This is a genomic window from Nitrobacter sp. TKz-YC01, from assembly GCF_047824785.1.
In the GTDB taxonomy this organism is placed as follows: Bacteria; Pseudomonadota; Alphaproteobacteria; order Rhizobiales; family Xanthobacteraceae; genus Nitrobacter.
The window spans coordinates 530,016-550,817 of the sequence record NZ_CP181167.1; the positions used below are offsets into that span (position 1 = coordinate 530,016).

Annotated in this window: 19 protein-coding genes and 1 pseudogene; 6 read left to right on the forward strand and 14 right to left on the reverse strand. The window is 64.5% G+C overall.

Annotated elements, in window-relative coordinates; translation table 11 throughout:
* The first annotated feature begins 6 nt into the window (after nt 1-6).
* The 3 genes from ACMYR2_RS02480 (at nt 7) to recR (ending at nt 2,981) form a co-directional block, all read left to right on the forward strand.
* Nucleotides 7-1,845 (forward strand): DNA polymerase III subunit gamma/tau, encoded by a 1,839-nt coding sequence (locus ACMYR2_RS02480; protein ID WP_347263137.1) that lies wholly within the window; start codon nt 7-9, stop codon nt 1,843-1,845.
* Between the two features lie 58 nt (nt 1,846-1,903).
* Entirely contained in the window at nt 1,904-2,224 is a 321-nt protein-coding gene (locus ACMYR2_RS02485; protein ID WP_347263138.1) for a YbaB/EbfC family nucleoid-associated protein, read from the forward strand.
* A 151-nt stretch (nt 2,225-2,375) separates the two neighbouring features.
* The gene (gene recR / locus ACMYR2_RS02490) at nt 2,376-2,981 is read left to right on the forward strand and encodes a recombination mediator RecR (protein WP_011313698.1); all 606 of its coding nucleotides are present in this window, start codon (nt 2,376-2,378) and stop codon (nt 2,979-2,981) included.
* Between the two features lie 32 nt (nt 2,982-3,013).
* Here the strand turns inward: recR and ACMYR2_RS02495 are convergent, their stop codons facing one another.
* Together ACMYR2_RS02495 and gloB are read right to left on the reverse strand one after the other, a co-directional pair.
* The gene (locus tag ACMYR2_RS02495; RefSeq protein WP_347263155.1) at nt 3,014-3,421 is read right to left on the reverse strand and encodes a cupin domain-containing protein; all 408 of its coding nucleotides are present in this window, start codon (nt 3,419-3,421) and stop codon (nt 3,014-3,016) included.
* A gap of 14 nt (nt 3,422-3,435) precedes the next feature.
* Complete coding sequence (gene gloB / locus ACMYR2_RS02500; RefSeq protein ID WP_347263139.1) at nt 3,436-4,203, reverse strand: hydroxyacylglutathione hydrolase; 768 nt, start codon at nt 4,201-4,203, stop codon at nt 3,436-3,438.
* Between the two features lie 327 nt (nt 4,204-4,530).
* Between gloB and ACMYR2_RS02505 the strand changes: the two genes are divergently transcribed.
* Nucleotides 4,531-5,271 (forward strand): methyltransferase domain-containing protein, encoded by a 741-nt coding sequence (locus ACMYR2_RS02505; protein ID WP_347263140.1) that lies wholly within the window; start codon nt 4,531-4,533, stop codon nt 5,269-5,271.
* 47 nt (nt 5,272-5,318) lie between these two features.
* Here the strand turns inward: ACMYR2_RS02505 and ACMYR2_RS02510 are convergent, their stop codons facing one another.
* The 5 genes from ACMYR2_RS02510 to ACMYR2_RS02530 all read right to left on the reverse strand — a co-directional run bounded on the left by ACMYR2_RS02510 (nt 5,319) and on the right by ACMYR2_RS02530 (nt 12,587).
* Nucleotides 5,319-6,017: a DUF4167 domain-containing protein gene (locus ACMYR2_RS02510; protein WP_347263141.1), complete on the reverse strand. Its 699-nt coding sequence runs from the start codon at nt 6,015-6,017 to the stop codon at nt 5,319-5,321.
* Nucleotides 6,018-6,678: 661 nt separating this feature from the next.
* A complete protein-coding gene (gene prmC / locus ACMYR2_RS02515; RefSeq protein ID WP_347263142.1) occupies nt 6,679-7,575 on the reverse strand; it encodes a peptide chain release factor N(5)-glutamine methyltransferase in 897 nt (298 codons plus the stop codon).
* A gap of 74 nt (nt 7,576-7,649) precedes the next feature.
* Entirely contained in the window at nt 7,650-8,726 is a 1,077-nt protein-coding gene (gene prfA, locus ACMYR2_RS02520) for a peptide chain release factor 1 (RefSeq protein WP_347263143.1), read from the reverse strand.
* Between the two features lie 84 nt (nt 8,727-8,810).
* Nucleotides 8,811-11,078: a phosphoenolpyruvate--protein phosphotransferase gene (gene ptsP / locus ACMYR2_RS02525; protein ID WP_416193618.1), complete on the reverse strand. Its 2,268-nt coding sequence runs from the start codon at nt 11,076-11,078 to the stop codon at nt 8,811-8,813.
* Between the two features lie 255 nt (nt 11,079-11,333).
* Nucleotides 11,334-12,587, reverse strand: a complete 1,254-nt coding sequence (locus tag ACMYR2_RS02530) for an aspartate kinase (protein WP_416193619.1) — start codon at nt 12,585-12,587, stop codon at nt 11,334-11,336.
* 423 nt (nt 12,588-13,010) lie between these two features.
* On the opposite strand from ACMYR2_RS02530, the gene ubiG reads away from it, so the two are divergent.
* Nucleotides 13,011-13,796, forward strand: coding sequence for a bifunctional 2-polyprenyl-6-hydroxyphenol methylase/3-demethylubiquinol 3-O-methyltransferase UbiG (gene ubiG, locus ACMYR2_RS02535; protein WP_347263146.1), 786 nt, complete (start codon nt 13,011-13,013; stop codon nt 13,794-13,796).
* A gap of 144 nt (nt 13,797-13,940) precedes the next feature.
* On the opposite strand, the gene ACMYR2_RS02540 is transcribed toward ubiG, so the two are convergent.
* From ACMYR2_RS02540 to ACMYR2_RS02555, 4 genes and pseudogenes are all read right to left on the reverse strand, one after another.
* On the reverse strand, nt 13,941-14,384 hold the full coding sequence (locus ACMYR2_RS02540) for a DUF1178 family protein (RefSeq protein WP_347263147.1): 444 nt from the start codon (nt 14,382-14,384) through the stop codon (nt 13,941-13,943).
* A 38-nt stretch (nt 14,385-14,422) separates the two neighbouring features.
* Nucleotides 14,423-14,626: pseudogene (locus tag ACMYR2_RS02545) on the reverse strand (DUF1178 family protein); the annotation flags it as partial.
* Nucleotides 14,623-15,504 carry a carbon-nitrogen hydrolase family protein gene (locus tag ACMYR2_RS02550; RefSeq protein WP_347263148.1) on the reverse strand — a complete coding sequence of 294 codons (882 nt, stop codon included), beginning with the start codon at nt 15,502-15,504 and terminating at the stop codon, nt 14,623-14,625. The pseudogene ACMYR2_RS02545 and the gene ACMYR2_RS02550, both read right to left, overlap by 4 nt.
* A gap of 54 nt (nt 15,505-15,558) precedes the next feature.
* Nucleotides 15,559-16,293 carry a ComF family protein gene (locus ACMYR2_RS02555; RefSeq protein ID WP_416193620.1) on the reverse strand — a complete coding sequence of 245 codons (735 nt, stop codon included), beginning with the start codon at nt 16,291-16,293 and terminating at the stop codon, nt 15,559-15,561.
* A gap of 272 nt (nt 16,294-16,565) precedes the next feature.
* Between ACMYR2_RS02555 and ACMYR2_RS02560 the strand changes: the two genes are divergently transcribed.
* A complete protein-coding gene (locus ACMYR2_RS02560) occupies nt 16,566-17,417 on the forward strand; it encodes a methyltransferase domain-containing protein (RefSeq protein ID WP_347263150.1) in 852 nt (283 codons plus the stop codon).
* A gap of 134 nt (nt 17,418-17,551) precedes the next feature.
* Here ACMYR2_RS02560 and mutT read toward each other — a convergent pair whose 3' ends face one another.
* The 3 genes from mutT to ACMYR2_RS02575 all read right to left on the reverse strand — a co-directional run bounded on the left by mutT (nt 17,552) and on the right by ACMYR2_RS02575 (nt 20,480).
* Complete coding sequence (mutT, locus tag ACMYR2_RS02565; protein ID WP_347263151.1) at nt 17,552-17,953, reverse strand: 8-oxo-dGTP diphosphatase MutT; 402 nt, start codon at nt 17,951-17,953, stop codon at nt 17,552-17,554.
* Nucleotides 17,954-18,110: 157 nt separating this feature from the next.
* Nucleotides 18,111-19,364: a bifunctional glutamate N-acetyltransferase/amino-acid acetyltransferase ArgJ gene (gene argJ / locus ACMYR2_RS02570; protein ID WP_347263152.1), complete on the reverse strand. Its 1,254-nt coding sequence runs from the start codon at nt 19,362-19,364 to the stop codon at nt 18,111-18,113.
* 189 nt (nt 19,365-19,553) lie between these two features.
* Nucleotides 19,554-20,480 carry a peptidylprolyl isomerase gene (locus ACMYR2_RS02575; RefSeq protein WP_347263153.1) on the reverse strand — a complete coding sequence of 309 codons (927 nt, stop codon included), beginning with the start codon at nt 20,478-20,480 and terminating at the stop codon, nt 19,554-19,556.
* Nucleotides 20,481-20,802: the final 322 nt, after the last annotated feature.

The following is a 20,802-nucleotide window of genomic DNA, read 5'->3' on the forward strand; positions in this document are numbered from 1 at the left end:
CGCTCAATGACCGATGCTGGCCATCCCTCAACGCTCACCGATGACGCGGCCGGCCAGGCCGGTCTCGACCTTGGCGTGATGTCATCCGGATCGAGCGCGCAGTACCGGGTGCTGGCGCGCAAATACCGCCCCGCCAGCTTTGACGATCTCATCGGGCAGGAAGCGCTGGTGCGCACCGTGTCCAATGCGTTCGAGACGGGGCGGATTCCGCAGGCCTGGATCCTGACGGGCGTGCGAGGCGTGGGAAAAACCACCACCGCGCGCATTCTTGCCCGCGCGCTGAATTACGAGCTCGCGGACGGCTCGGTGCAGGGGCCGACCATCCGGATGCCGCAACTCGGCGTTCATTGCCGCGCCATTATGGAAAGCCGGCATATCGATGTGCTGGAGATGGACGCCGCTTCACATACCGGCGTCGACGATGTCCGGCAGATCAACGACAGCGTGCGCTATGCGCCGTCGAGCGCGCGCTACAAGGTCTACATCATCGACGAAGTTCACATGCTGTCGACGGCGGCCTTCAACGCGTTCCTGAAGACGCTGGAGGAGCCGCCGGAGCACGCGAAATTCGTGTTCGCGACCACCGAGATCCGGAAGGTGCCGGTGACGGTGCTGTCGCGCTGCCAGCGGTTCGACCTCCGGCGCGTCGAAGCCGAGGTGTTGATGGCGCACCTTGCCGCTATCGCGGCGAAAGAGAACGTCGAGGTGGAGCCGGAGGCGCTTGGCATCCTGGCGCGTGCGGCCGAAGGCTCGGTGCGCGATTCCCTGTCGCTGCTCGATCAGGCCATCGCCCATGCGGCTGGCGTGGTCCGGGCCGACGCGGTGCGGCAGATGCTGGGGCTTGCGGATCGCACGCGCGTCATCGATCTGTTCGAGGCGTTGGCGCGCGGCGACATCGCGAGCGCATTCGGCGAGTTTCGCTCCCAGTACGAGACCGGCGCCGACCCGGTCGTCGTCCTCAGCGACCTGGCCGAATTCGTCAACTTCGTGACGCGTATCAAGATCGTTCCGGCGATCGCCGACAATGTCGCATTCGGTGAAACGGAGCGCCTGCGCGCCCGCGATTTTGCCGTGAAATTGTCGATGCGCGTGCTGTCGCGGATGTGGCAGATGCTGCTGAAAGGAATCGCGGAAGTTCAGGGCGCGACGCGGCCGGCGGCCGCGGCCGAGATGGTGCTGGTGCGCATCGCCTATGTCGCGGACCTGCCGACGCCCGATGAGGCGATCCGGCTGCTTGATCGGAACGGCGGCGAATCGCCAAGCGCCACCACCAATGCCGCGCCGCCCAGACCTGCTCCGGGACCGGTGTCATCCGCTCCATCGTCGGCCGCGCGGTCATTGTCGCCGCGCGCCTCCGCGGAGCCGGCCCGCCCGCAGGCCGCCGCGCCGCTGGCCGACACAGCGTGCGCGATTCCGGCGATGCGGATCGAGAGCTTGACCGAACTCGTGGCGCTTGCCGGCGAAAAGCGCGATCTGATCATCAAGGCCGCGCTCGAGGCCGACATCCGGCTGGTCCGCATCGAGAACGGCCGCCTTGAGGTCGCGCTGGAGCGCAGCGCGGCGCGTACGCTGGTGAACGATCTTGGGCGCAAGCTGGAACAATGGACCGGCCGGCGCTGGACGGTGATCGTTTCCAACGAGCCGGGTCAGCCGACATTGCGCTCGCAGGCGCTGTTGCAGAAAACAGAGCGGGAGCGCGCTGCTGAGGCTGATCCGCGCGTGCAGGATGTGCTGGCGCGTTTTCCTGGCGCCAGGGTGGTCGAGGTGCGAAAGTTCGCTCTGTCGTCGCCGGATTCCGATGCCGCTCCTGACGAACTGGCCGATGATCCCGACGGCGGCGATTAGAGCCTTGGGCTCCGATGGAGTCAGAATCGGAAGGCTCCAGCAAGAAAAAGGAATGTTGATGGCTGATTTTCTCGGCATGATGAAGCAGGCGGCTCAATTTCAATCCAAGATGAAGGCCATGCAGGACGAACTCGACCAGATCGAGGTCGATGGCGCGTCCGGCGGCGGCCTTGTGACCGTGCGGATGACCGCCAAGATGGAAGTCAAGGGGATCTCGATCGATCCGTCCCTGATCAAGCCGGACGAACGTGAAATTCTCGAGGATCTTGTCGTGAGCGCGCTTGCGGATGCGCGCCGCAAGGCGGAGGTCGCGATGCAGGAGAAGATGCAGGCGTTGACCGGCGGGCTTGGTCTGCCGCCTGGCCTCGGCTTCTCGTGATCCGCGTGTGAGAAAAACACGTCAGGTCAGAATCTGTGAGCCACGCTTCTGATTGCGTCAGAAGCGGAAAGGCTCTGGTGTCCTTTCGAATCGAAGTTCGCGACGGGACGCAAGCGCAGTTTGGCGAACTTCGGATTCGGAACCCGAGAAGATGCCGACCGCCGTTACCGGACCCGAGATCGAGCGGTTGATCCAGTTGCTTGCGCGGCTGCCGGGGCTTGGTCCGCGCTCGGCGCGGCGGGCGGCGCTGCATCTGATCAAGAAACGCGAGGCGTTGATGGCGCCTCTGGCGAGCGCGCTGCAGGTTGCGATCGACAGGATCCGGGTCTGCGAAACCTGCGGTAACATCGACACCCGCAGCCCATGCACGATATGCACCGACGCCAGGCGCGATCCGTCCATCATCGTCGTGGTGGCCGATGTGGCGGACCTCTGGGCGCTGGAGCGCGCCGGCGCCACCAACGGATTCTACCATGTGCTTGGCGCGACGCTGTCACCGCTGGATGGCGTCGGCCCGCAGGATCTCACCATCGATGCGCTGGTGGCGCGGGCCCACGATCCGCGTGTCGCGGAAATCGTGCTGGCGCTGAACGCGACCGTCGACGGCCAGACCACCGCGCATTACATCACCGACCTGCTGGGCGAGGCCAACGTGAAGGTCACGCGGCTTGCCCACGGTGTTCCGGTCGGAGGCGAACTGGATTATCTCGATGAAGGGACGCTGTCGGCCGCGATGCGGCAGCGCACGCTGTTTTAACCGGGAGCTTTTCCGCTTCGTAGGAAGACTTCCTACAATTCAAAGCCGGAAAATTCGAATCCCGGCGCAACCGTGCATCCCACCAACGTCCAGTCACCCGTGCTTTCCGCACTCTGCCAGGCAAAAGCGGGGACCAGCGCCTGCGGTGTTTCACCCGCCGCGAGATCCGCGCCCAGACGCAGGGTGCGCGTGAGGGCGCCGTCCTCGATCCGCAGCAGCAGCGGACTGCCGGCATAATAGTGCCAGACCTCCACCGCGTCGATGCGATGCCGTCGCGAGCGCTCGCCGCGCGCCAGCAGAAAGTAGATCGCGGTAGACGCGGCGCGGCCCTGCCCGTCGGTACGCGTATCGCGAAACGTCTCTCGATAGTGGCCGCCTTCCGGGTGCGGCTGCAGATCAAGCCGTTCGATGATGTCGGTTGCGGAAAGCGCCATGTCCATCAGATTGCCGTCACTCACGACTTGTTCTTGCGTTCGCGCAGTTCTGCGAAAACCTCAGCCCCGCTGGCTCCTTTCATGTGCACCCCGGCCGCCACCGCCGGATCGTCGGCGCGCAGGAAGACGTTGGCTTCCTTCTCCTCTCCCATCAGGGTCGGCACCGTCGGCTTGCCTTCGGCGCGCAGCCGCGTCACCTCCTCGGCGCGCGCCTTGAGAACCGGGTTGTTGGGCTCGATGGTCAGGGCGAATTTTATGTTCGAGTCGGTATATTCGTGGCCGCAATAGAGCCGGAAACTGTCCGGCAGCGCGCGCAGCTTCAAGAGCGAGTCCCACATCATCGGATAGGTACCCTCGAACACCCGGCCGCAGCCGATCGAGAACAGGGTATCGGCGGCGAATACCACTTTCTCATCGTCGAACACGTAGCTGACGTGGTCCAGCGTGTGTCCGGGCGTTTCCAGCACGCGTCCCAGCAGCGTTCCGACCTTGATGATGTCGCCCTGGCCGACTCGCAGGTCGACGTTGGCGATCTCGGCGCTTTTGTCATGCGGAGCGACCACCCGGCAGGTGTACTTCTGCTTCAGTTCCGCCACGCCGCCGACATGATCGCTGTGATGATGGGTGATCAGAATGTCGGTCAGCACCCAGCCTTCGCGATCCAGCGCCTGGATGATCGGTTCAGTCTCCGGCGCGTCGATCGCGGCGGTCGCACCGGTTGCGGGATCGTGAATCAGCGCGCCGAAATTATCGGTGAGGCAGGTGAACAGGCGGATATCGGCGGTCATGTCGTCTCCGTGAGTCCGAGGTCGACGCGAGTGTCCCGGCTGCGAAGTTCGCTGATCGGACCTTGCGGGAAAATGACGCGAACCCCCGGGAAACAAAGATTAGAATCTCTCCGGCTTTGACGGAATCGAGCCGGTCCGAGCTTTGTCTGACGCGTTATCCTGCGCAAACCGCCGTCATCCTCCGGAGGGATCCGAGGGCATCCTCGCTCGGAAACGCTATAGCATAGGCGATTTCGTGGTGAAACAAGCCGTTAACGCCGGTTACGATGGCGCAAATCAGGCCGGGCGGGGGTGCCTCGGCCGCCCGCGACATGGTAGATTGTGGACATGGCGATCGACGTCATCGACCTTCGTGACTTCTACTCGCAGCGTCTCGGCGTCGTCGCCCGGCGGCTGATCAGTCGCGCCATTCATGCGCACTGGCCGAACATGAAGGGGCAGTGCGTCGTCGGCCTGGGTTATCCGACTCCCTACCTCGGCCTGTTCCGCGAGGAGTGCGAGCGCTGTATCGCCTTGATGCCGGCGGCTCAGGGGGTCCTGAAATGGCCGACCGCGCGGCCGGCGCTGGCGAGCCTGGTCGACGAATTTTCATTGCCGCTGCGGGATGCGGTTGCGGACAGAATCTTGCTGGTTCATGCGCTGGAAATGTCGGATGATCCGGAAAGTCTGTTGCGCGAGGTGTGGCGCGTTCTTTCGCCATCGGGCCGGATGATGGTGATCGTTCCCAATCGCCGCGGCATCTGGACCCGCACGGATGTCACGCCGTTCGGCCACGGCCGGCCTTATTCACGCTCGCAGATCACTCACCTGCTGCGGCAGACATGGTTCACCCCGTCCGCCTGGGGAGAGGCGCTGTTCGTGCCGCCGATCAATGGCGGCTGGTTCCTGCGCTCCGCCGCTGTCTGGGAGCGTATCGGTGCGGCGCTGTCCCTGCCGTTCGCGGGCGTTCACCTCGTCGAGGCCACCAAGCAGGTTTATCGGCCCATTGCCGCGAAGCGGGAGCACAGCCGGCTGATCCCGGTATTGCAGCCCACGCTCGCCCCGTCCTCCTATAACGCCGAGGAGTGAGATCAGGATCGGTGTTTTCACCCGCGACGGAAGGGTGAAGTAAGCGGCTACTCGTTACCGGGATTGAAGTCCTCGCTCGGAGCCGGCGGCTGCGCCATGCTTTCAGGACGCGGGCCATGCGGACGGCGGCGGCGGCGCGGCGGGAAGCGGTCGCTGCGCTCGCCGCCCTGATGGCCGTTGCTTTCCGACCGGCCACCGCCGTTCAACTGCGGCTGCGATCCCGTGATGAAGGACGGGAGGCGGTCGACGCCGCCATTGTCGGCGGGCTGTAACGCCGGCTGCGGCTGACGGTATTCCCGGGGCTGCTGCTGATCGCGCTGGTAGGGTTGCGCCTCGCGTGGATGGTGGTCGCGCGGTTGCTGGGCCGGGACGAAGCCCGGCTCCGCTCCAAAATTCGAGAAGTTTTCGCTGTCGTCGTCACCCGCCTCATCCGTGACTTCGACGTCGATTCGCGGCTGTTGCTGCGGCTGGCTCTGGCGGAACTGTTCCTGCGCCGCGGCGATCAGGCGGAAATAATGCTCCGCGTGCTGATAGTAGTTTTCGGCGGCCACGGGATCGCCGGATGAGCGAGCGTCGCGGGCGAGCTGGAGATATTTTTCGGCGACATGAGAGGCGGTGCCGCGGATCTTGATGTCGGGACCATTGGATTCGAAAACCCGCGTCATCGGGTTCTGGCCGCGCCGGTTGTTATTATTATTGTTATTCCGGTTGCGCATCCGCTTGTTGTTATTCTGACCGTTTCTCATGTCCCGCCTTCGGTTATCAGCCTTGAAGTTTTCGCTTGTCGTTCCGGCTAAAATTTCCGCCCCCGACACGCCTGGAGTCTGTTTCAACGGCGTTGAATCAGACTCGTCGCTGGTCTTTTTGTTTGAGCATGATCTCGTCCGAAAACCGGTTTCCACTTTTCGGGATCATGCTCCAGAGCTTCCGCTTTTGAACAGAATCAGAAGCGGCACTCTCAGATCCTGATCTGACGCGCTTTCTTCACGCGAACTGGTATCCATCCCCGGGACAAGCCCGAGGGCGTGCTTCGCTCGACAACGCTCTCGGCCAAGCGCGCATCGGCGCCATTCATTTCCATAGTTAAAGACGCGTTCCCGGGGTCGCCGGCCGGCGCATGGCGCCAGCCCGGCCAGATCATTCAGCTAGAGACATCAAACTCAGGTTTTCTTGCGTGAGTCCTCAAGCGCAGTATCAGGCTTTCGTTCGCTTCGCGGTCGCAAGCGGCGCAGCTCTCGGCCATCGCGCTCGATATGACCTGCCTTCAAGGGACCGTTCACCCGGGTCGGCTCTCGTCCGAGAACCCGACTCACCTGCAGCATGGCTGCGGGGCCAAACCCGGGACCGATGGTTGTGCATAAAACGTAATCGCTCCCGAGGGATATTCCAAGTGGTTTTTTTGGGGGCTCAATCCGGCTTTCTAAGGGCAATCCTGCCCGCCACGACGGCGCGGCCGATACCCGCTAGGTCAGCCCTGACGGATCCCATGACCGTTAGTCCCGCGGCGGTCACCAGCCGGCTGACGGCGCCGCCCTGGCCTTGCCCGATCTCCAGCACCAGCAGACCGCCATCCGCAAGCAGCGCCGCCGCCTGCGGCGCGATCCGGCGATAGGCGTCGAGCCCGTCGAGGCCGCCGTCCAGTGCGAGATGCGGATCGTGATCGCGCACCTCCGGCGCCAGCGCCGGGATGTCGGCCGAGCGGATGTAGGGCGGGTTCGAGACGATCAGGTCGAAGGGGCCTGACAGACCATCCCCATAGTCGCTGACCAGGAATTGCGCGCGCGCCGAGAGGCCGACGCCTTGCGCATTGGTTCTGGCCGTGCCGAGCGCCGCCGCGCTGAGGTCGGTGCCGACGCCGGTAGCCGCCGGCAGTTCGGTCAGCAACGCCAGCAGGATCGCGCCGCTGCCGGTGCCGAGGTCCGCGATGCGAAGCGGCTCCTGCGTCCGGCCTTCAGCGCGGAGGACGCCGAGCGCGGCCTCGACCACGGTTTCGGTGTCGGCGCGCGGCACCAGCGTGTCCGCCGACAGCTTCAGCGGCAGTCCCCAGAATTCCTTCGTTCCAAGAATCCGCGCCAGGGGCTCGCCCGCGAGCCGGCGTCGCGCCAGAGCATCAAGGCGCGCCGCGTCATCCTCGTCGAGCCGCCGCAGGCCTTGCGCGATCAGACCGGTCAGATCGAGGCCCAGCACCGCGCCGGTGAGCATGCGGGCTTCGAGCGCCGCGCTGTCGATTCCGGCGGCTTCGAAGCGCGCCGTCAGCGCGCGGCGGATGCTCTCTATGGTCTGTGCGGCGAATGAGTCGGCCACGGGGTTGCTTCCTTTCCCTCTCCCTTGCCGGAGAGGGAATAAAGACGTTCACCGGGATGAGGCTTGAGTGTCACTCACTTGCCGCCTTCGGCTGCGAGCTGCGCGGCCTGATGCTCCGTGGTCAGGGCTTCGATCAGTTCGTGCAGCGCGTCGCCGGCGACCACTTGCGGCAGCTTGTAAAGCGTCAGGTTGATGCGGTGATCCGTGACGCGGCCTTGCGGAAAATTGTAGGTGCGGATGCGCTCGGAACGGTCGCCCGATCCGACCTGATCCTTGCGGTCGGCCGAGCGCGCCGCATTGATGCGCTGCCGCTCGGCGTCGTAGATGCGGGAGCGCAGGATATTCATCGCCGAGGCGCGGTTCTTGTGCTGCGAACGGCTGTCCTGCATGTTGACGACGATGCCGGTCGGGATGTGGGTGATGCGGATCGCCGATTCCGTCTTGTTGACGTGCTGGCCTCCCGCGCCCTGGGCGCGCATGGTTTCGATGCGCAGGTCATCGGGCTTGATATCCACATCGACCTCTTCGGCTTCCGGCAGCACGGCGACCGTGGCCGCCGAGGTATGAACGCGTCCCTGCGCTTCGGTATCCGGCACGCGCTGCACCCGATGCACGCCGGATTCGAACTTCATCCTGGCGTAGGCGCCGCGTCCCTGCACCTGGGCGACGATCTCCTTGTAGCCGCCCATGGTGCCTTCGCTGGCCGAGATCACCTCCACCTTCCATCCCTGCAAGGCGGCGAAGCGCTCATACATTCGAAACAGATCGCCCGCGAACAACGAGGCCTCGTCGCCGCCGGTGCCGGCGCGGACTTCGAGCATCACGTTGCGCTCGTCCATCGCATCCTTCGGCAGCAGCGCGACCCGGATATTCTGCATGAGTTCGTCGTTGCGCGCCTCCAGCGCCGGGCGCTCCGCCTCCGCCATCGCGCGCATCTCGGCGTCCGTGGCGGGATCGGCGATCATGGCGTCGATCCCCGCGATTTCAGCCGTGACAGCGCGCCAGTTCTTCACGGCATCCACGATGGGATTGAGTTCGGCTAGCTCGCGCGTCATCTGGACGTAGCGGTCAGCGCTGACATGGCTCAGCAGCTCGCTTTCGAGCGCGGCATGGCGGGCCAGCAGGACATCGAGTTTGGCTTCAGGCAGCATCGGACTGTCTTCTTGCCCGCTCCCGCCGGGGGAGGGGGTAAATCCATGTTCGTTGCGGACGGAGATAAAGCGATAAGCCCATGCTCATAGCGACAGCCCCTCGGCGTCGGCGAAGTCCTTGAGCCTGTCGCGGACGGAAATGCTGCCGGAGGGCGCTTCGAGCAGCGGCAGGATGGCCGCCTCGGCCTTTTCCGTATCGAGATCGAGGATCATGGCCTTGACGGGACCGTGCGCGGTGGCCGAGAGCGAGAGCGAACGGTAGCCGAGCGCGATCAGAGCCAGCGCGCCCAGCGGCTGCGACGCCATTTCCCCGCACAGCGAAGCGCTTCTGCCGGCCACCCGGGCCTTGACCGCGATCTCGCGCAGCGCCCGCAGCATTGGCGCGGAGAGCGTATCGAAACGGCCCGATACCTTGCTGTTGCCGCGATCCACCGCAAACATGAACTGAAACAGGTCGTTCGATCCCACGGAGACGAAATCGACCTTCGCGAACAATTCGTCGAGTTGGTACAACAGCGAGGGAACCTCGACCATGGTGCCGATGTCCACTCGCTCCGGCAGCGTGTGGTCATGCTGGCGCAGATAGGTGAGTTCGCGCTCGACGATGGCCTTGGCCTGATCGAATTCGGCGACTTCCGAGATCATGGGGAACATGATGCGCAGCGCGCGGCCGCTTCCGGCGCGCAGCAGCGCGCGGATCTGGCCGCGCAGCAGGCCGGGGCGATCGAGCCCGAGCCTGATGGCGCGCCACCCCAGCGCGGGATTTTCCTCAGCGACCGCTTCCATATAAGGAAGCGCCTTGTCGCCACCGATATCGAGGGTGCGGAAAGTCACCGGCTTGTCGCCGGCGGCGTCCAGCACCTTGCGGTACAGCGCAAGCTGTTCGCTTGCGCGCGGCAGGCTCTGTCCGAGCATGAATTGCAGTTCGGTCCGGAACAGGCCGATGCCGGAGCAATTGGTGTCCTCCAGATGCGGCAGGTCGATCACAAGTCCCGCATTGATCATCAGATCGACCGGTTCGCCGTTCCTGGTGACGCAGGGCTTGTCGCGCAATGCGATATACTGCGCCTGCCGGCGGGCGCGAAAGCGCACGCGCTCGGCATAGGCCGATTCGATTTCCGCCGATGGCCGCAGGTAAATCGAGCCGGAGGTGCCGTCGACGATGATGGCGTCGCCGGGATCGGCGATCCCGACCGCGTTCGGCACCTCGCCGACGGCGGGAATGCCCAGCGCGCGCGCGACGATGGCGACGTGCGAGGTCGCCGTGCCTTCCTCCAGCACCAGTCCGCGCAGCCGCCTGCGGTCATAGTCCAGCAGGGCCGCCGGTCCCATGGCGCGCGCGATCAGGATCGCGTTGTCCGGGAGCTGTTCGCGGGAAGGCGCGTGATCCTGTCCGACCAGTTGCCGCATCAGGCGGTGGCCGAGATCCTCAAGGTCATGAAGGCGATCGCGCAGATATGGATCGGTCGAGCGCAACATTCGCGCGCGGGTGTCGGATTGCACGCGCTCGACGGCGGCCTCGGCGGTCAATCCGGTCGCGGCCGCCTCCTGCAGCTTGTGCGACCAGCCGTGATCGTTGGCGAACATCCGGTAGGCTTCGAGCACGTCGCGATGCTCGCCGCCCTCGGCAACGTCGCCGCGCTCCAGCAGGCGGTCGAGGTCCGTGCGCAGCTTGGCGAGCGCCGTTTCCAGCCGCCGGATTTCCTTTGGCACATCGTCGGCGATGTAGTTGGTGATGACGATGCGCGGTTCGTGCAGCACGACATGGCCGAGCGCGATGCCGTCGGACAGGATCGAGCCGATCTGGTGGATGGTGTGGCGGGCGGCGGGTTCGAGGCCGGGCTGCGCGAGCGCGGCCAGTTCGCCGGAAGCGATCATCTCGGCGAGGACCATCGCCGTGGTCTGAAGCGCCTCGACCTCTTCCTCGACATAGGTGCGCCGGGCGCGGTTCTGCACCACCAGCACGCCAAGCGTGTTGCCCGCGCGCAGGATCGGCACGCCGAGGAACGAGTTGTAGATTTCTTCGCCGGTTTCCGGACGGAACGAGAATGCCGGGTGACTGCGCGCGTCCGACAGATTGAGCGGCGTCGCTTCGCTGGCGACCAGGCCGACGAGGCCTTCATGCACGGTCAGCACGGTATGATGCACCGCGTCGCGATTGAGGCCCTCGGTCGCATAGAGTTCCAGCGTATTGTCGACGCGCAGCACATAGGTCGAGCAGACTTCCGCCACCATGTTGGCGGCGATCAGCACCACGATCTTGTCGAGACGCTCCTGCGCGCTGACCGGCTCCGCCATGACTTCGCGGAGGCGTCTCAACAAGACGCGGGGGCCGCTCGACGCGCTCCGCATATCTCGGTCCCTCCCCCTGCGAGCCCTGATTTGGGTAAGCCTGTAAATGACTTATAGCGTTTTCGAGCGAAGTGGAATCCGGTCCCCGAGACGAAAACGCATCAAAACATAAAGATAGAGCCTTTTACCGTTTCCATGAAGCGGTGAAGGGTTCTTGAGTCCGGTTCAGCCGCGTTGAACCAGACCTAAATGGAGCTCGCGGGCGACGGTGCGCCAGGTCAGCCGGGGACGACCGAGACGGCGGAGACCTCGGTCTCAGGTCTGATCGAGCCCGTAGAGGGTATGCAGGGTTCTGACCGCGAGTTCGGTATAGGCGGTATCGATCAGCAGGGAGAACTTGATCTCCGAGGTCGTGATGGCGCGGATATTGATGCCCTTGTCCGACAGCGCCTTGAATGCCTGCGCCGCGACTCCCGCATGGCTGCGCATCCCGGACCCGATCACCGAAATCTTGGCGACGTCGGTGGCGCTGTCGAGGCGCGCATAGCCGATCATGTCCTTGGCGAGGGTGATGGTCTCCCTGGCGCGGGCATGGTCGGAGGCCGGCACCGTGAACGTCAGGTCGGTGATCTTGCCGTCTTCGGACACGTTCTGGACGATCATGTCGACGTTGATATTGGCGTCGGCGAGCGGGACGAAGATCGAGGCGGCGACGCCCGGCTTGTCCTCGATCTGACGGACCGAGATCTGGGCCTCGTCCTTGGAGAAGGCGATGCCGGTGACGACGTGGCTTTCCATGATGTCCTCCTCGCCGCAGATCAGCGTACCCGGCGGCGTGCCATGGGGGTCGATCTCCTCGGGCGCATCGAAACTGGAGCGGACGAAAATCGGCATGTTCTGGGTCATGCCGAGTTCCACGGACCGAACCTGCAGGACCTTGGCGCCCTGCGAGGCTAGTTCCAGCATGTCTTCGAACGCGATCCTGTCGAGCCGGCGCGCTTTCGAAACCACCCGCGGATCGGTGGTGTAAACGCCGTCGACATCGGTGTAGATGTCGCAGCGGTCGGCGCGGATGGCGGCGGCGATCGCCACCGCCGACGTGTCGGAGCCGCCGCGGCCCAGCGTGGTGATCCGGCCGGTCTGCGGGCTGATGCCCTGGAAACCGGCGATCACGGCAACCTCCTTGCGCTCCGTGAAGCGGCTGATGAGTTCGCTGCCGTCGATTTCAAGAATGCGGGCCGAGGCGTGGGCGTCGCTGGTCCGGATCGGGATCTGCCAGCCCTGCCAAGAGCGCGCCTGAATGCCGAGCGCCTGCAGCGCGATCGCCAGGAGCCCCGAGGTGATCTGCTCGCCGGAAGCCACCACGGCGTCATATTCGCGCGCGTCGTGCATCGAGGAGGCGTCGCGGCACCATGCCACCAGTTCGTTGGTCTTGCCCGACATCGCCGACACGACGACCGCGACGTCATGGCCGGCGTCGACCTCGCGCTTGACATGCCGCGCGACGTTGCGGATGCGGTCCAGATTGGCGACGGAAGTGCCGCCAAATTTCATCACAAGCCGGCTCATGACGGATGGTGCGTTCCCAAAGCTCGCTGAATATCGGGGCTAGCTGAGTATTTTAGGCTCGCCGAACAGAAAAAGCTCGCTGACGACAAGGCCAACTCGATGGGTGCGAAAAGCGGGGCGCACGGGCGAGAAGGCGCGTATACATAACGGCGCGGATGCGGCCAGGCAACCGGCTTTCGGGCGCGCCGCGGCGGCCGAGTGATCCGGCAAACGGCGTGAAGCAGGTCGATCAGGGGGGCATGTCAGCGATTTCGCAACCGGTCCCCGGCCATGGTGTATGCGGGTCATGTACCCGTATTTGCGTTTCGACGCGATCGCCCCGCTGATCCTCGCGACTGCCTTATCTATTTCGAGGATGTTCGTGACCGTGACCACTGATACTGTTCCAAGACCCCGTCATCTCGCCACAGGAGGCGCGCGGCAATGACCACGCAAGTCAACCCTTCCGCGAATTCTTCAGCCGCGTTTTCCGCCGCATCCGGAACGACCGTCGATCGCGCCGAGATCGAAAAATTCTCGAAACTGTCGCAGGAGTGGTGGGACCCCAACGGCAAGATGGCGCCGCTGCACAGGATCAACCCGCTGCGGCTTCAGTTCATCCGCGACGCCGCCTGCCGCAAGTTCGATCGCAACGCCCGCAGCCTGAACTGTCTGGCGGGCCTGCGGCTGCTCGACATCGGCTGCGGCGCGGGCCTTCTGTGCGAGCCGTTCACGCGGCTTGGCGCGCAGGTGATCGGGGTCGATCCCTCGGCGTCCAACATCGCCGCGGCGAAGCTCCACGCCGAGAAAGCCCATCTGTCGATCGATTATCGCTGCACCACCGTGGAAGACATGGACGTTCGGGAACGCTTCGACATCATCCTCGCGATGGAGGTGGTGGAGCATGTCGCCGATGTCGGGCTGTTCCTCGATCGCTGCGCGGCGATGCTGAAACCGGGCGGCATGATGGCGGCCTCCACCCTCAACCGCAACTGGAAGAGTTTTGCCTTGGGCATCGTCGCGGCCGAATATGTGTTGCGCTGGCTGCCGCGCGGTACGCATCAGTGGGACAAGTTCGTCACCCCGGACGAACTCGCGCGCCACTTCGAGCGCAACGGGCTCGGCATCACCGAGCAGTCCGGCGTGGTCTATAACCCGCTCGCGGACAAATGGAGCCTGTCTTCCGACATGGACGTTAATTACATGGTGGTGGCGGAAGCCGTGGGATGAGGCTTTCTCGGCCCCTATAGCGTTTCTTCACGCAAACCGGATTCCATCCTCGGGTCAAGCCTGAGAACATGCTTCGCTCGGAAACACTACAGTCGCGCTGGCATTCCCTCGACGCGAGCCGGCCTTCACATCGTCAGGAATGCTTCAGTTTCGGTCATCCCGCAACACCGGCAGCGATCCGACCTCGACGCCTTCCTCGATCAGCGATTTCGCTTCCTCGGGCGAGGCCTCGCCGTAGATCGGGCGATGCTCGATGTCGCCGTAATGCATTTTTCGGGCCTCATTGGGAAACCGCGCGCCGACATTGTCGGCGTTCTTGACGAGATGGTCATGCAATTGCCTGAGCTCGGCGCGCAGTTCGCGCTCCTCCGCCATCGCCGCCGGCATTGATGAGTCTGCGTGCGGCCGCGCCGCACCCTTCTTAGAGCCGGCGATCCGCGGCGCCATGATCGCCTTTTCGACCTTGGCCGTGCCGCAGACCGCGCAGGTCACGAGCTTGCGCTTCACTTGCGAATCATAGGCCGACGAACTCTGGAACCAGCTTTCGAAGCTGTGGCCGCGGTCGCAGCGCAGGTTGTAACGGATCATGCCGAACCTCCGCGCTCGGGAGGCTCGTCGATCGTGAATGCGGGGGCGGCTGCGAGTCTCGGCGTGCGGCGCTTTTTGGATCCGGCGATCCGCGGCGCCATGATCGCCTTTTCGACCTTGGCCGAACCGCATACCGCGCAGGTCACGAGCTTTCGTTTGACTTGCGAGTCATAGGACGAGGAGCTCTGGAACCAGCTCTCGAAAGTGTGGCCCTGCTCGCAGCGCAGATTGTAGCGGATCATGCCGAGCCTCGCACAAGATGCAGGTGGTCGCTGGCCGGCTTATGATCGGCGAGGGAAAAACGCCGCCCATGCTGCAACGAGGGTACGGCCTTGCGCACGGCCACCACTTTGGCCGGATCGATCGTCGCCAGCACGACGTCGGGTTCGGTGCCGCCCGCTTCGGCCAGAATCGTGCCCCAGGGATCGACGATCAGCGAATGGCCGAATGTTTCGCGGTTGTTTTCGTGCATCCCGCCCTGGGCGGCGGCGAACACGAAGCAGCTGTTCTCGATCGCGCGGGCGCGCAGCAGGGTATGCCAGTGCGCCTCGCCGGTCTTTCTGGTGAAGGCCGCCGGCGCCGTGAGGAAAAACGCGCCAGCTTCGGCCAGCGCGCGATACAGCGCCGGAAAACGGACGTCGTAGCAGATGGTCATGCCCAGCCTGCCCCAGGGCAGGTCCGCTATCACGGCCGTCTCGCCTGGCTGATAATTGGCGGATTCCCGATAGCTTTCGCCGCCTTCGAGGTCGATATCGAACATGTGGATCTTGTCGTAGCGCGCGAGGATGTCGCCGGACGGCCCGATCAGGAACGAACGGTTGACCGCTTTGTCTTTCGTGAGCCGCAATGCCAGCGAGCCGACGTTGAGATGAATTTTCAGTTCGCGCGCAAGATCGCGATAACCACTGAGCGAGCGGTCCTCGTCCTCGGCGCGAAGATGCTCGAACAGCGCGGCGCGATCCGCCTGCATGATGTTGCTGACTTCGGGAGTCTGCACGAAGTCGGCGCCCTGCGCCGCCGCCTCGCGGATCAGCCTGGAGCCTTGCTCGAAGTTCGGCTCGGGAAGGAGACCGCTCCGCATCTGGATCATCGCGGCGACGAAGGTGGGCTGGGTGTTCATGTCCTTGCCTTTCGCCCCGCGAAAACAGAGCAAGGCTTGCGGGTCGAGGCTCGATTATATGGGGGCTTTCATGGTGTCGACAACCCGCGCGAACACCAGCACGTCGACCTGGGCGGCCTTCGCGCGCAGCAGGACGCGCGCGCAGGCATCCACCGTGGCGCCGGATGTCAGGACGTCGTCGATCAGGATGACGCGGCGCCCTTGAACATGGCCGGCGCGTTCCGCCGCCACCTTGAACGCGCCCTGAACATTGCGTGCGCGGTCATTTCGCGACAGTCCGACCTGTTGCCGGGTCGGACGGATGCGCCGCAGCGTGTCCGGTGCGACGGGCACGCCGGATTGCCGGGCGATGACATGCGCCAGCATCCCCGATTGGTTGAAGCGGCGGCTCCAGCCACGCCGCCAGTGCAGCGGCACCGGAATCAGCAGGTCGGCGCCGTCGAGCAGCCCTGCGCCCGCGCGGGCCATCCAGCGGCCCATCACGGGCGCGAGATCGGTGCGGTCCTGATACTTCAAGGCATGGACCAGTACCTTGGCGACGTCGTCATAGCGCACGGCGGCGCGGGCGCGCTGATAGGCTGGCGGATTGGCGATCGCTTCCATCGACAGCATGTCGGAACCCGGATCATAAACAAAGGGCGTGCCGAGGCGGGGACAGTAAGGCCGTTCGATGAACGACAGTTTGGTCCAGCAATCAGCGCAGACGCCGACGCCGGCGACCGGCTCGCGACAGGCCACGCACAGCGTCGGCAGCGCGATATCGAGCGCCGTGCGTGCCGCATGGGACATGACATCGCGACACGCGCGCCATGCGCCGCGCAAAAGGCTGGCCCTGTGTGGCGAAACCGGATTGTCCGTCGAGAGTTCCACGTCCCGAAGCTAAAGCATTTTCCGGCGAAATGGATACCGGTTCGCCGCAGGAAAATGCGACCAGACAACAGTTTCTGGAGCTCGGTCCGATTCAGACTGACCGGATCATGCTCCCGCGCCGGCGCGGATCAGGCTCAGGCGAACCTGCAATCGCCCCTTTTTGATGGCCGGCGAAAAGCGTACCAAGCCGCATGGCTCCAGACCCATCTTCCCCGCCCGTTCTGTTCGACCGCGCTTTGCTGCGCGCGCGGCAGGAACGCGCGGCCAAAGCGGGAGCCGTGCCGTTTCTGCTCGATCGCGTCGCGGAGGATATGGCGGAGCGGCTGAACGCCGTGCTGCGCGATCTTCGGTGCGCGGCGGATATCGGTACGCCCGGCGACCAGGTGCGCGATGCTCTCTCCGGCCGGGCTCGGGAGCTTGCGCGCGTCGAACTCCCGGTTGACGAGCGCGAAGCGGTGAGGCTGTCGCCGGATTCTCTCGATATCGCCGTCTCCGGACTTGCCTTCCAGTTCGTCAACGATCTTCCCGGCCTGCTGGTGCAGATCCGCCGGGCTTTGAAGCCGGACGGGTTGCTGCTGGCGGCCACGATCGGCGGCGAGACGCTGACCGAACTGCGTCAGGCGTTCGCGATGGCCGAGGCGGAGTGTGAGGGAGGCATCTCGCCGCGCGTCGCGCCGTTCGCCGACCTTCGCGATATCGGGGCGCTGCTGCAACGCGCGGGCTTCGCGCTGCCGGTGACGGACGTCGACCGCGTGGTGGTGCGCTATGATGATGCTTTCGCGCTGATGCATGATCTGCGCGGCATGGGCGCGACGAATGTGCTGACCGAGCGCCGCCGCAGGCCGTTACGCCGCGCAACCCTGTTGCGAATGGCGCAGACCTATCATGAGCGCTTTTCTGATCCCGACGGCCGCATCCGCGCGACCTTTGATATCGTGTGGCTCTCGGGATGGTCGCCGCACGAGAGCCAGCAGAAGCCGTTGCAGCCGGGTTCGGCGAAGGCGAGGCTTGAGGATGCGGTAAAGGGTATCGAGAAGAAGTAACGCATGGATGGTTTGGTCGTCATGCCCGGCCTTGTGCCGGGCATCCATGTTTTTGTCCGAGATAGCAAGCAAGACGTGGATGGCCGGGATAAACCCGGCCATGACGGTAACGAGCAGTTGCCGTGTGAAATCGTCTACATCAACAGATCGATCAGCGGCGGTATCAGCGGGATATCCGCGGGCGGCATTGGATAGTCGCGAAGCCTGTTGGCCCGAACCCACTTCAGCGCCTGCCCCTCTTTCGAGGTCACCGTGCCTTCCCAGCGCCGGCAGATGTAGAGCGGCATCAGCAGATGGAAGCTCTCGTAGGCGTGGCTCGCGAAGGTCAGCGGCGCGAGGCAGCCCTCCTGCGTCACGATGCCGAGCTCCTCGCGCAGCTCACGAATCAGCGCCTCTTCGGGACGCTCGCCCGGCTCGAACTTGCCGCCGGGAAACTCCCACAGGCCGGCAAGCTGCTTGCCTTCCGGCCGCTGCGCGATCAGCACGCGGTTGTCGGCGTCGATCAGCGCGCAGGCGACGACCAGGGTGAGTTTCATGCCGAATGCGCCTCATTGGAGGTGAAGCGGCCGCAGTATGTAACGGCGTCATGCCCGCGCTTGTCGCGGGCATCCACGTCTTGATGGTAACTCAGCGAGACAGACGTGGATGGCCGGGACAAGCCCGGCCATGATGAAGCCAGAGGTGCTGAAATCCTCACGACCGGTAATCGCCGTTGATCGCGACATACTCCTTGGTGAGGTCGCAGGTCAGAACGCGGTCGCGGCCCTTGCCGAGGCCGAGCGTCGTCCGGATCTGAATCCTGTCGTTCTTCATGGCTTTCGAAACTTCCGCCTCGTCGTAAGACGGGTCCCGCGCGCCGCTTTTGGCGACGCGAATGCCATTGAAATAGATCGACAGCTTGTCGCGGTCGGCGGGCTCGCCGGCCTTGCCCACCGCCATCACCACGCGGCCCCAATTGGCGTCCTCGCCGGCGATCGCGGTCTTCACCAGTGGTGAGTTGGCGATCGACTTGGCGATCTTGCGCGCCGAAGCCTTCGAGGTCGCCCCCTCGACAATGACTTCGACCAGCTTGCGCGCGCCTTCGCCGTCGCGCGCCACCTGCTCGGCGAGATCGGCCAGCACGCCGTGAAACGCTTTCGTGAACGCTTTCAGGCGCGGGTCGGAGGCACGGGAGATTCGCGGAGCGCCTTGCGCGCCGGCGGCCCCGGTCGCGAACGCCAGAAGCGTATCGGAAGTGGAGGTGTCGCTGTCGATCGTGACCGCGTTGAAGCTGTCCTCGACCCCGCTTTTCAACAGCGATTGCAACGCTGTCGCAGTAATCGGCGCATCGGTGAACACGAACGAGAGCATGGTCGCCATGTCCGGCGCGATCATGCCGGCGCCCTTGGCGATGCCGTTGATGGTGACGGCGGTCTTGCCGAGCTTCACGCGCGCGGTCGCCACCTTCGGAAAGGTGTCGGTGGTCATGATGGCGCGCGCCGCCTCCATCCAGCGGTGCGGTGCGGCCTCGCTCGCCAGCTTCTCCAGCACGCCGTTGAATTTCGTGGCGTCGAGCGGCTCGCCGATCACCCCGGTGGAGGCGAGATAGATATCCGACGCCTTGCAGCCGGCCGCCTTGGCGGCGATGCCGGCGGTCAGCTTGGTGGCCTGGCGGCCGGTCTTGCCGGTGAAGGCGTTGGCGTTGCCGGAATTCACCACCAGCGCCAGTCCCGCCCCGGAGGAGTGAGCGTCTTTCAGGCGCGCCCGGCACCACTCGACCGGCGCAGACGGACATCGGGATCTGGTGAATACGCCGGCCACCGTGGTGCCTTCGTCCAGCAGCGCCAGCAGCACGTCGGTGCGGCCCTTGTAGCGGATGCCGGCGGCGGCGGTTGCGAGGCGAACGCCTGCGATCTCAGGCATGTCCGGGACATCGGTCGGGGCGAGGGGGGAGACGGCGGTGGACATGTGTGGCCTGTCGACAGCGAATTTCGTCGTCATGGCCGGATTTATTCCGGCCATCCACGTCTTTAACTTGTACTGAGCGGATCCCAAAGACGTGGATGGCCGGGACGTCTGCGCGAAGACGCGCTTCGCGCATTTGCCCGGCCATGACGGTTGTCAATACTATTGGTTTCAGCGAAGTGACAGCGAATTTTACTTCTTCGCCGGCGCCGCATTGCCGTTGGCGGGCTTGGCGGGGGTTGTTTTCTCCCCGCCGGCGCTTGCCGGGTCGGCGGGCTTGTTCAAACGCTCGACCTTGGCTGTCTCGCGCAGCTTGGCGACATACTCCGCCTGCGCCTTTCGCGTGACAAACTGCTCGATCTGGGGCTTGACCTGATCGAAGTCCGGGGCCTTGCGAGCGCGCTTTTCCTCGACCTTGATGATGTGCCAGCCGAACTGGGTTTTGACCGGGTCGGAAATCTTGCCCGGCTCCAGCGCGAAGGCGACCTTCGAGAAGTCCGGCACCATCTGTTCCTTGGTGAAGAAGCCGAGGTCGCCGCCGTCGGAGGCGCCGGGATCCTTGGATTCCTTCTTGGCGAGTTCGGCGAAGTCCGCGCCCTTCTTCAATTCCTCCTCGATCTTCTTGGCTTCTTCCTCGGTCGGAACCAGGATGTGGCGGGCATGAACCTCCTGTTCGCTGGTGATCTGCTTGGAGGCATCCGTATACACGGTCTTCATGGCGCTGTCGGTCAGCGCCGCCTTGCCCTCGGACGCCAGCAGCCTGTCCATCAACAGCCGGTCACGGGCGAAGGCGAGCCGTTTCTTGAAATCGTCGCTGTGTTCGACCTTCTTTTCTTCGGCGGCCTTGGCGATGATCTTCATGTCGATCAAGAACGACAGCACGTTCTCCTGCTTGGCCGCCGGATCCATCTGTGCAAGGCTCGGACCCAGCTCTTCCGCGGCGAGATTGACGTCGCTCTGGCGGATCTCGGAGCCGTTCACTTTTGCCAGCACGGGATTCGCATCATCCGCGCGGACCGGCGCGCCGGCGAGCAGAATCGCGGCCAGGCAGCCGCCGAGAACGGACGAGACCAGGCGAACGCGCAGAAAGTGTTTCGTTGCGGGCAATGAGATGGTCATGGGAAGTCCTTGATCTCCAGGAGGAGGATGTGGGCGGCGGACACTCGCTCAATCGCGGGGTCTTGGCAACGCGAAAACTCTGTCAAAATCATGAACCCCGGACCGGCTGATAGCGCCGTTTGCGCCGCGGGGACTTTCTGGGTCCGCGCTCCCGCCACCGTTGACAACCTACGGGGCCGGCCATATTTCTGCCGGGCGGTCGACAGCAAAGGCTGGTTCTGGCTATCCTTTTGCGATTGAACCCTGGGTCGCCGAATTTCAACCCATGATGCGGACGCTGGCTTTCGGGACTTTAAGAGCCCTGATGCGTCACGATGAGTTG

What these genes read in the sequence shown, in the direction of transcription:
- ACMYR2_RS02530 (WP_416193619.1), bottom strand. Translation starts at nt 12,587, where the DNA reads ATGAGCCGGCTTGTGATGAAATTTGGCGGCACTTCCGTCGCCAATCTG.
- ACMYR2_RS02550 (WP_347263148.1), bottom strand. Translation starts at nt 15,504, where the DNA reads ATGAACACCCAGCCCACCTTCGTCGCCGCGATGATCCAGATGCGGAGC.
- ACMYR2_RS02495 (WP_347263155.1), bottom strand. Translation starts at nt 3,421, where the DNA reads ATGGACATGGCGCTTTCCGCAACCGACATCATCGAACGGCTTGATCTG.
- ubiG (WP_347263146.1), top strand. Translation starts at nt 13,011, where the DNA reads ATGACCACGCAAGTCAACCCTTCCGCGAATTCTTCAGCCGCGTTTTCC.
- ptsP (WP_416193618.1), bottom strand. Translation starts at nt 11,078, where the DNA reads ATGCGGAGCGCGTCGAGCGGCCCCCGCGTCTTGTTGAGACGCCTCCGC.
- ACMYR2_RS02510 (WP_347263141.1), bottom strand. Translation starts at nt 6,017, where the DNA reads ATGAGAAACGGTCAGAATAACAACAAGCGGATGCGCAACCGGAATAAC.
- ACMYR2_RS02560 (WP_347263150.1), top strand. Translation starts at nt 16,566, where the DNA reads ATGGCTCCAGACCCATCTTCCCCGCCCGTTCTGTTCGACCGCGCTTTG.
- ACMYR2_RS02540 (WP_347263147.1), bottom strand. Translation starts at nt 14,384, where the DNA reads ATGATCCGTTACAACCTGCGCTGCGACCGCGGCCACAGCTTCGAAAGC.
- ACMYR2_RS02505 (WP_347263140.1), top strand. Translation starts at nt 4,531, where the DNA reads ATGGCGATCGACGTCATCGACCTTCGTGACTTCTACTCGCAGCGTCTC.
- argJ (WP_347263152.1), bottom strand. Translation starts at nt 19,364, where the DNA reads ATGTCCACCGCCGTCTCCCCCCTCGCCCCGACCGATGTCCCGGACATG.
- ACMYR2_RS02480 (WP_347263137.1), top strand. Translation starts at nt 7, where the DNA reads ATGACCGATGCTGGCCATCCCTCAACGCTCACCGATGACGCGGCCGGC.
- ACMYR2_RS02555 (WP_416193620.1), bottom strand. Translation starts at nt 16,293, where the DNA reads ATGTCCCATGCGGCACGCACGGCGCTCGATATCGCGCTGCCGACGCTG.
- prfA (WP_347263143.1), bottom strand. Translation starts at nt 8,726, where the DNA reads ATGCTGCCTGAAGCCAAACTCGATGTCCTGCTGGCCCGCCATGCCGCG.
- ACMYR2_RS02575 (WP_347263153.1), bottom strand. Translation starts at nt 20,480, where the DNA reads ATGACCATCTCATTGCCCGCAACGAAACACTTTCTGCGCGTTCGCCTG.
- recR (WP_011313698.1), top strand. Translation starts at nt 2,376, where the DNA reads ATGCCGACCGCCGTTACCGGACCCGAGATCGAGCGGTTGATCCAGTTG.
- mutT (WP_347263151.1), bottom strand. Translation starts at nt 17,953, where the DNA reads ATGAAACTCACCCTGGTCGTCGCCTGCGCGCTGATCGACGCCGACAAC.
- ACMYR2_RS02485 (WP_347263138.1), top strand. Translation starts at nt 1,904, where the DNA reads ATGGCTGATTTTCTCGGCATGATGAAGCAGGCGGCTCAATTTCAATCC.
- gloB (WP_347263139.1), bottom strand. Translation starts at nt 4,203, where the DNA reads ATGACCGCCGATATCCGCCTGTTCACCTGCCTCACCGATAATTTCGGC.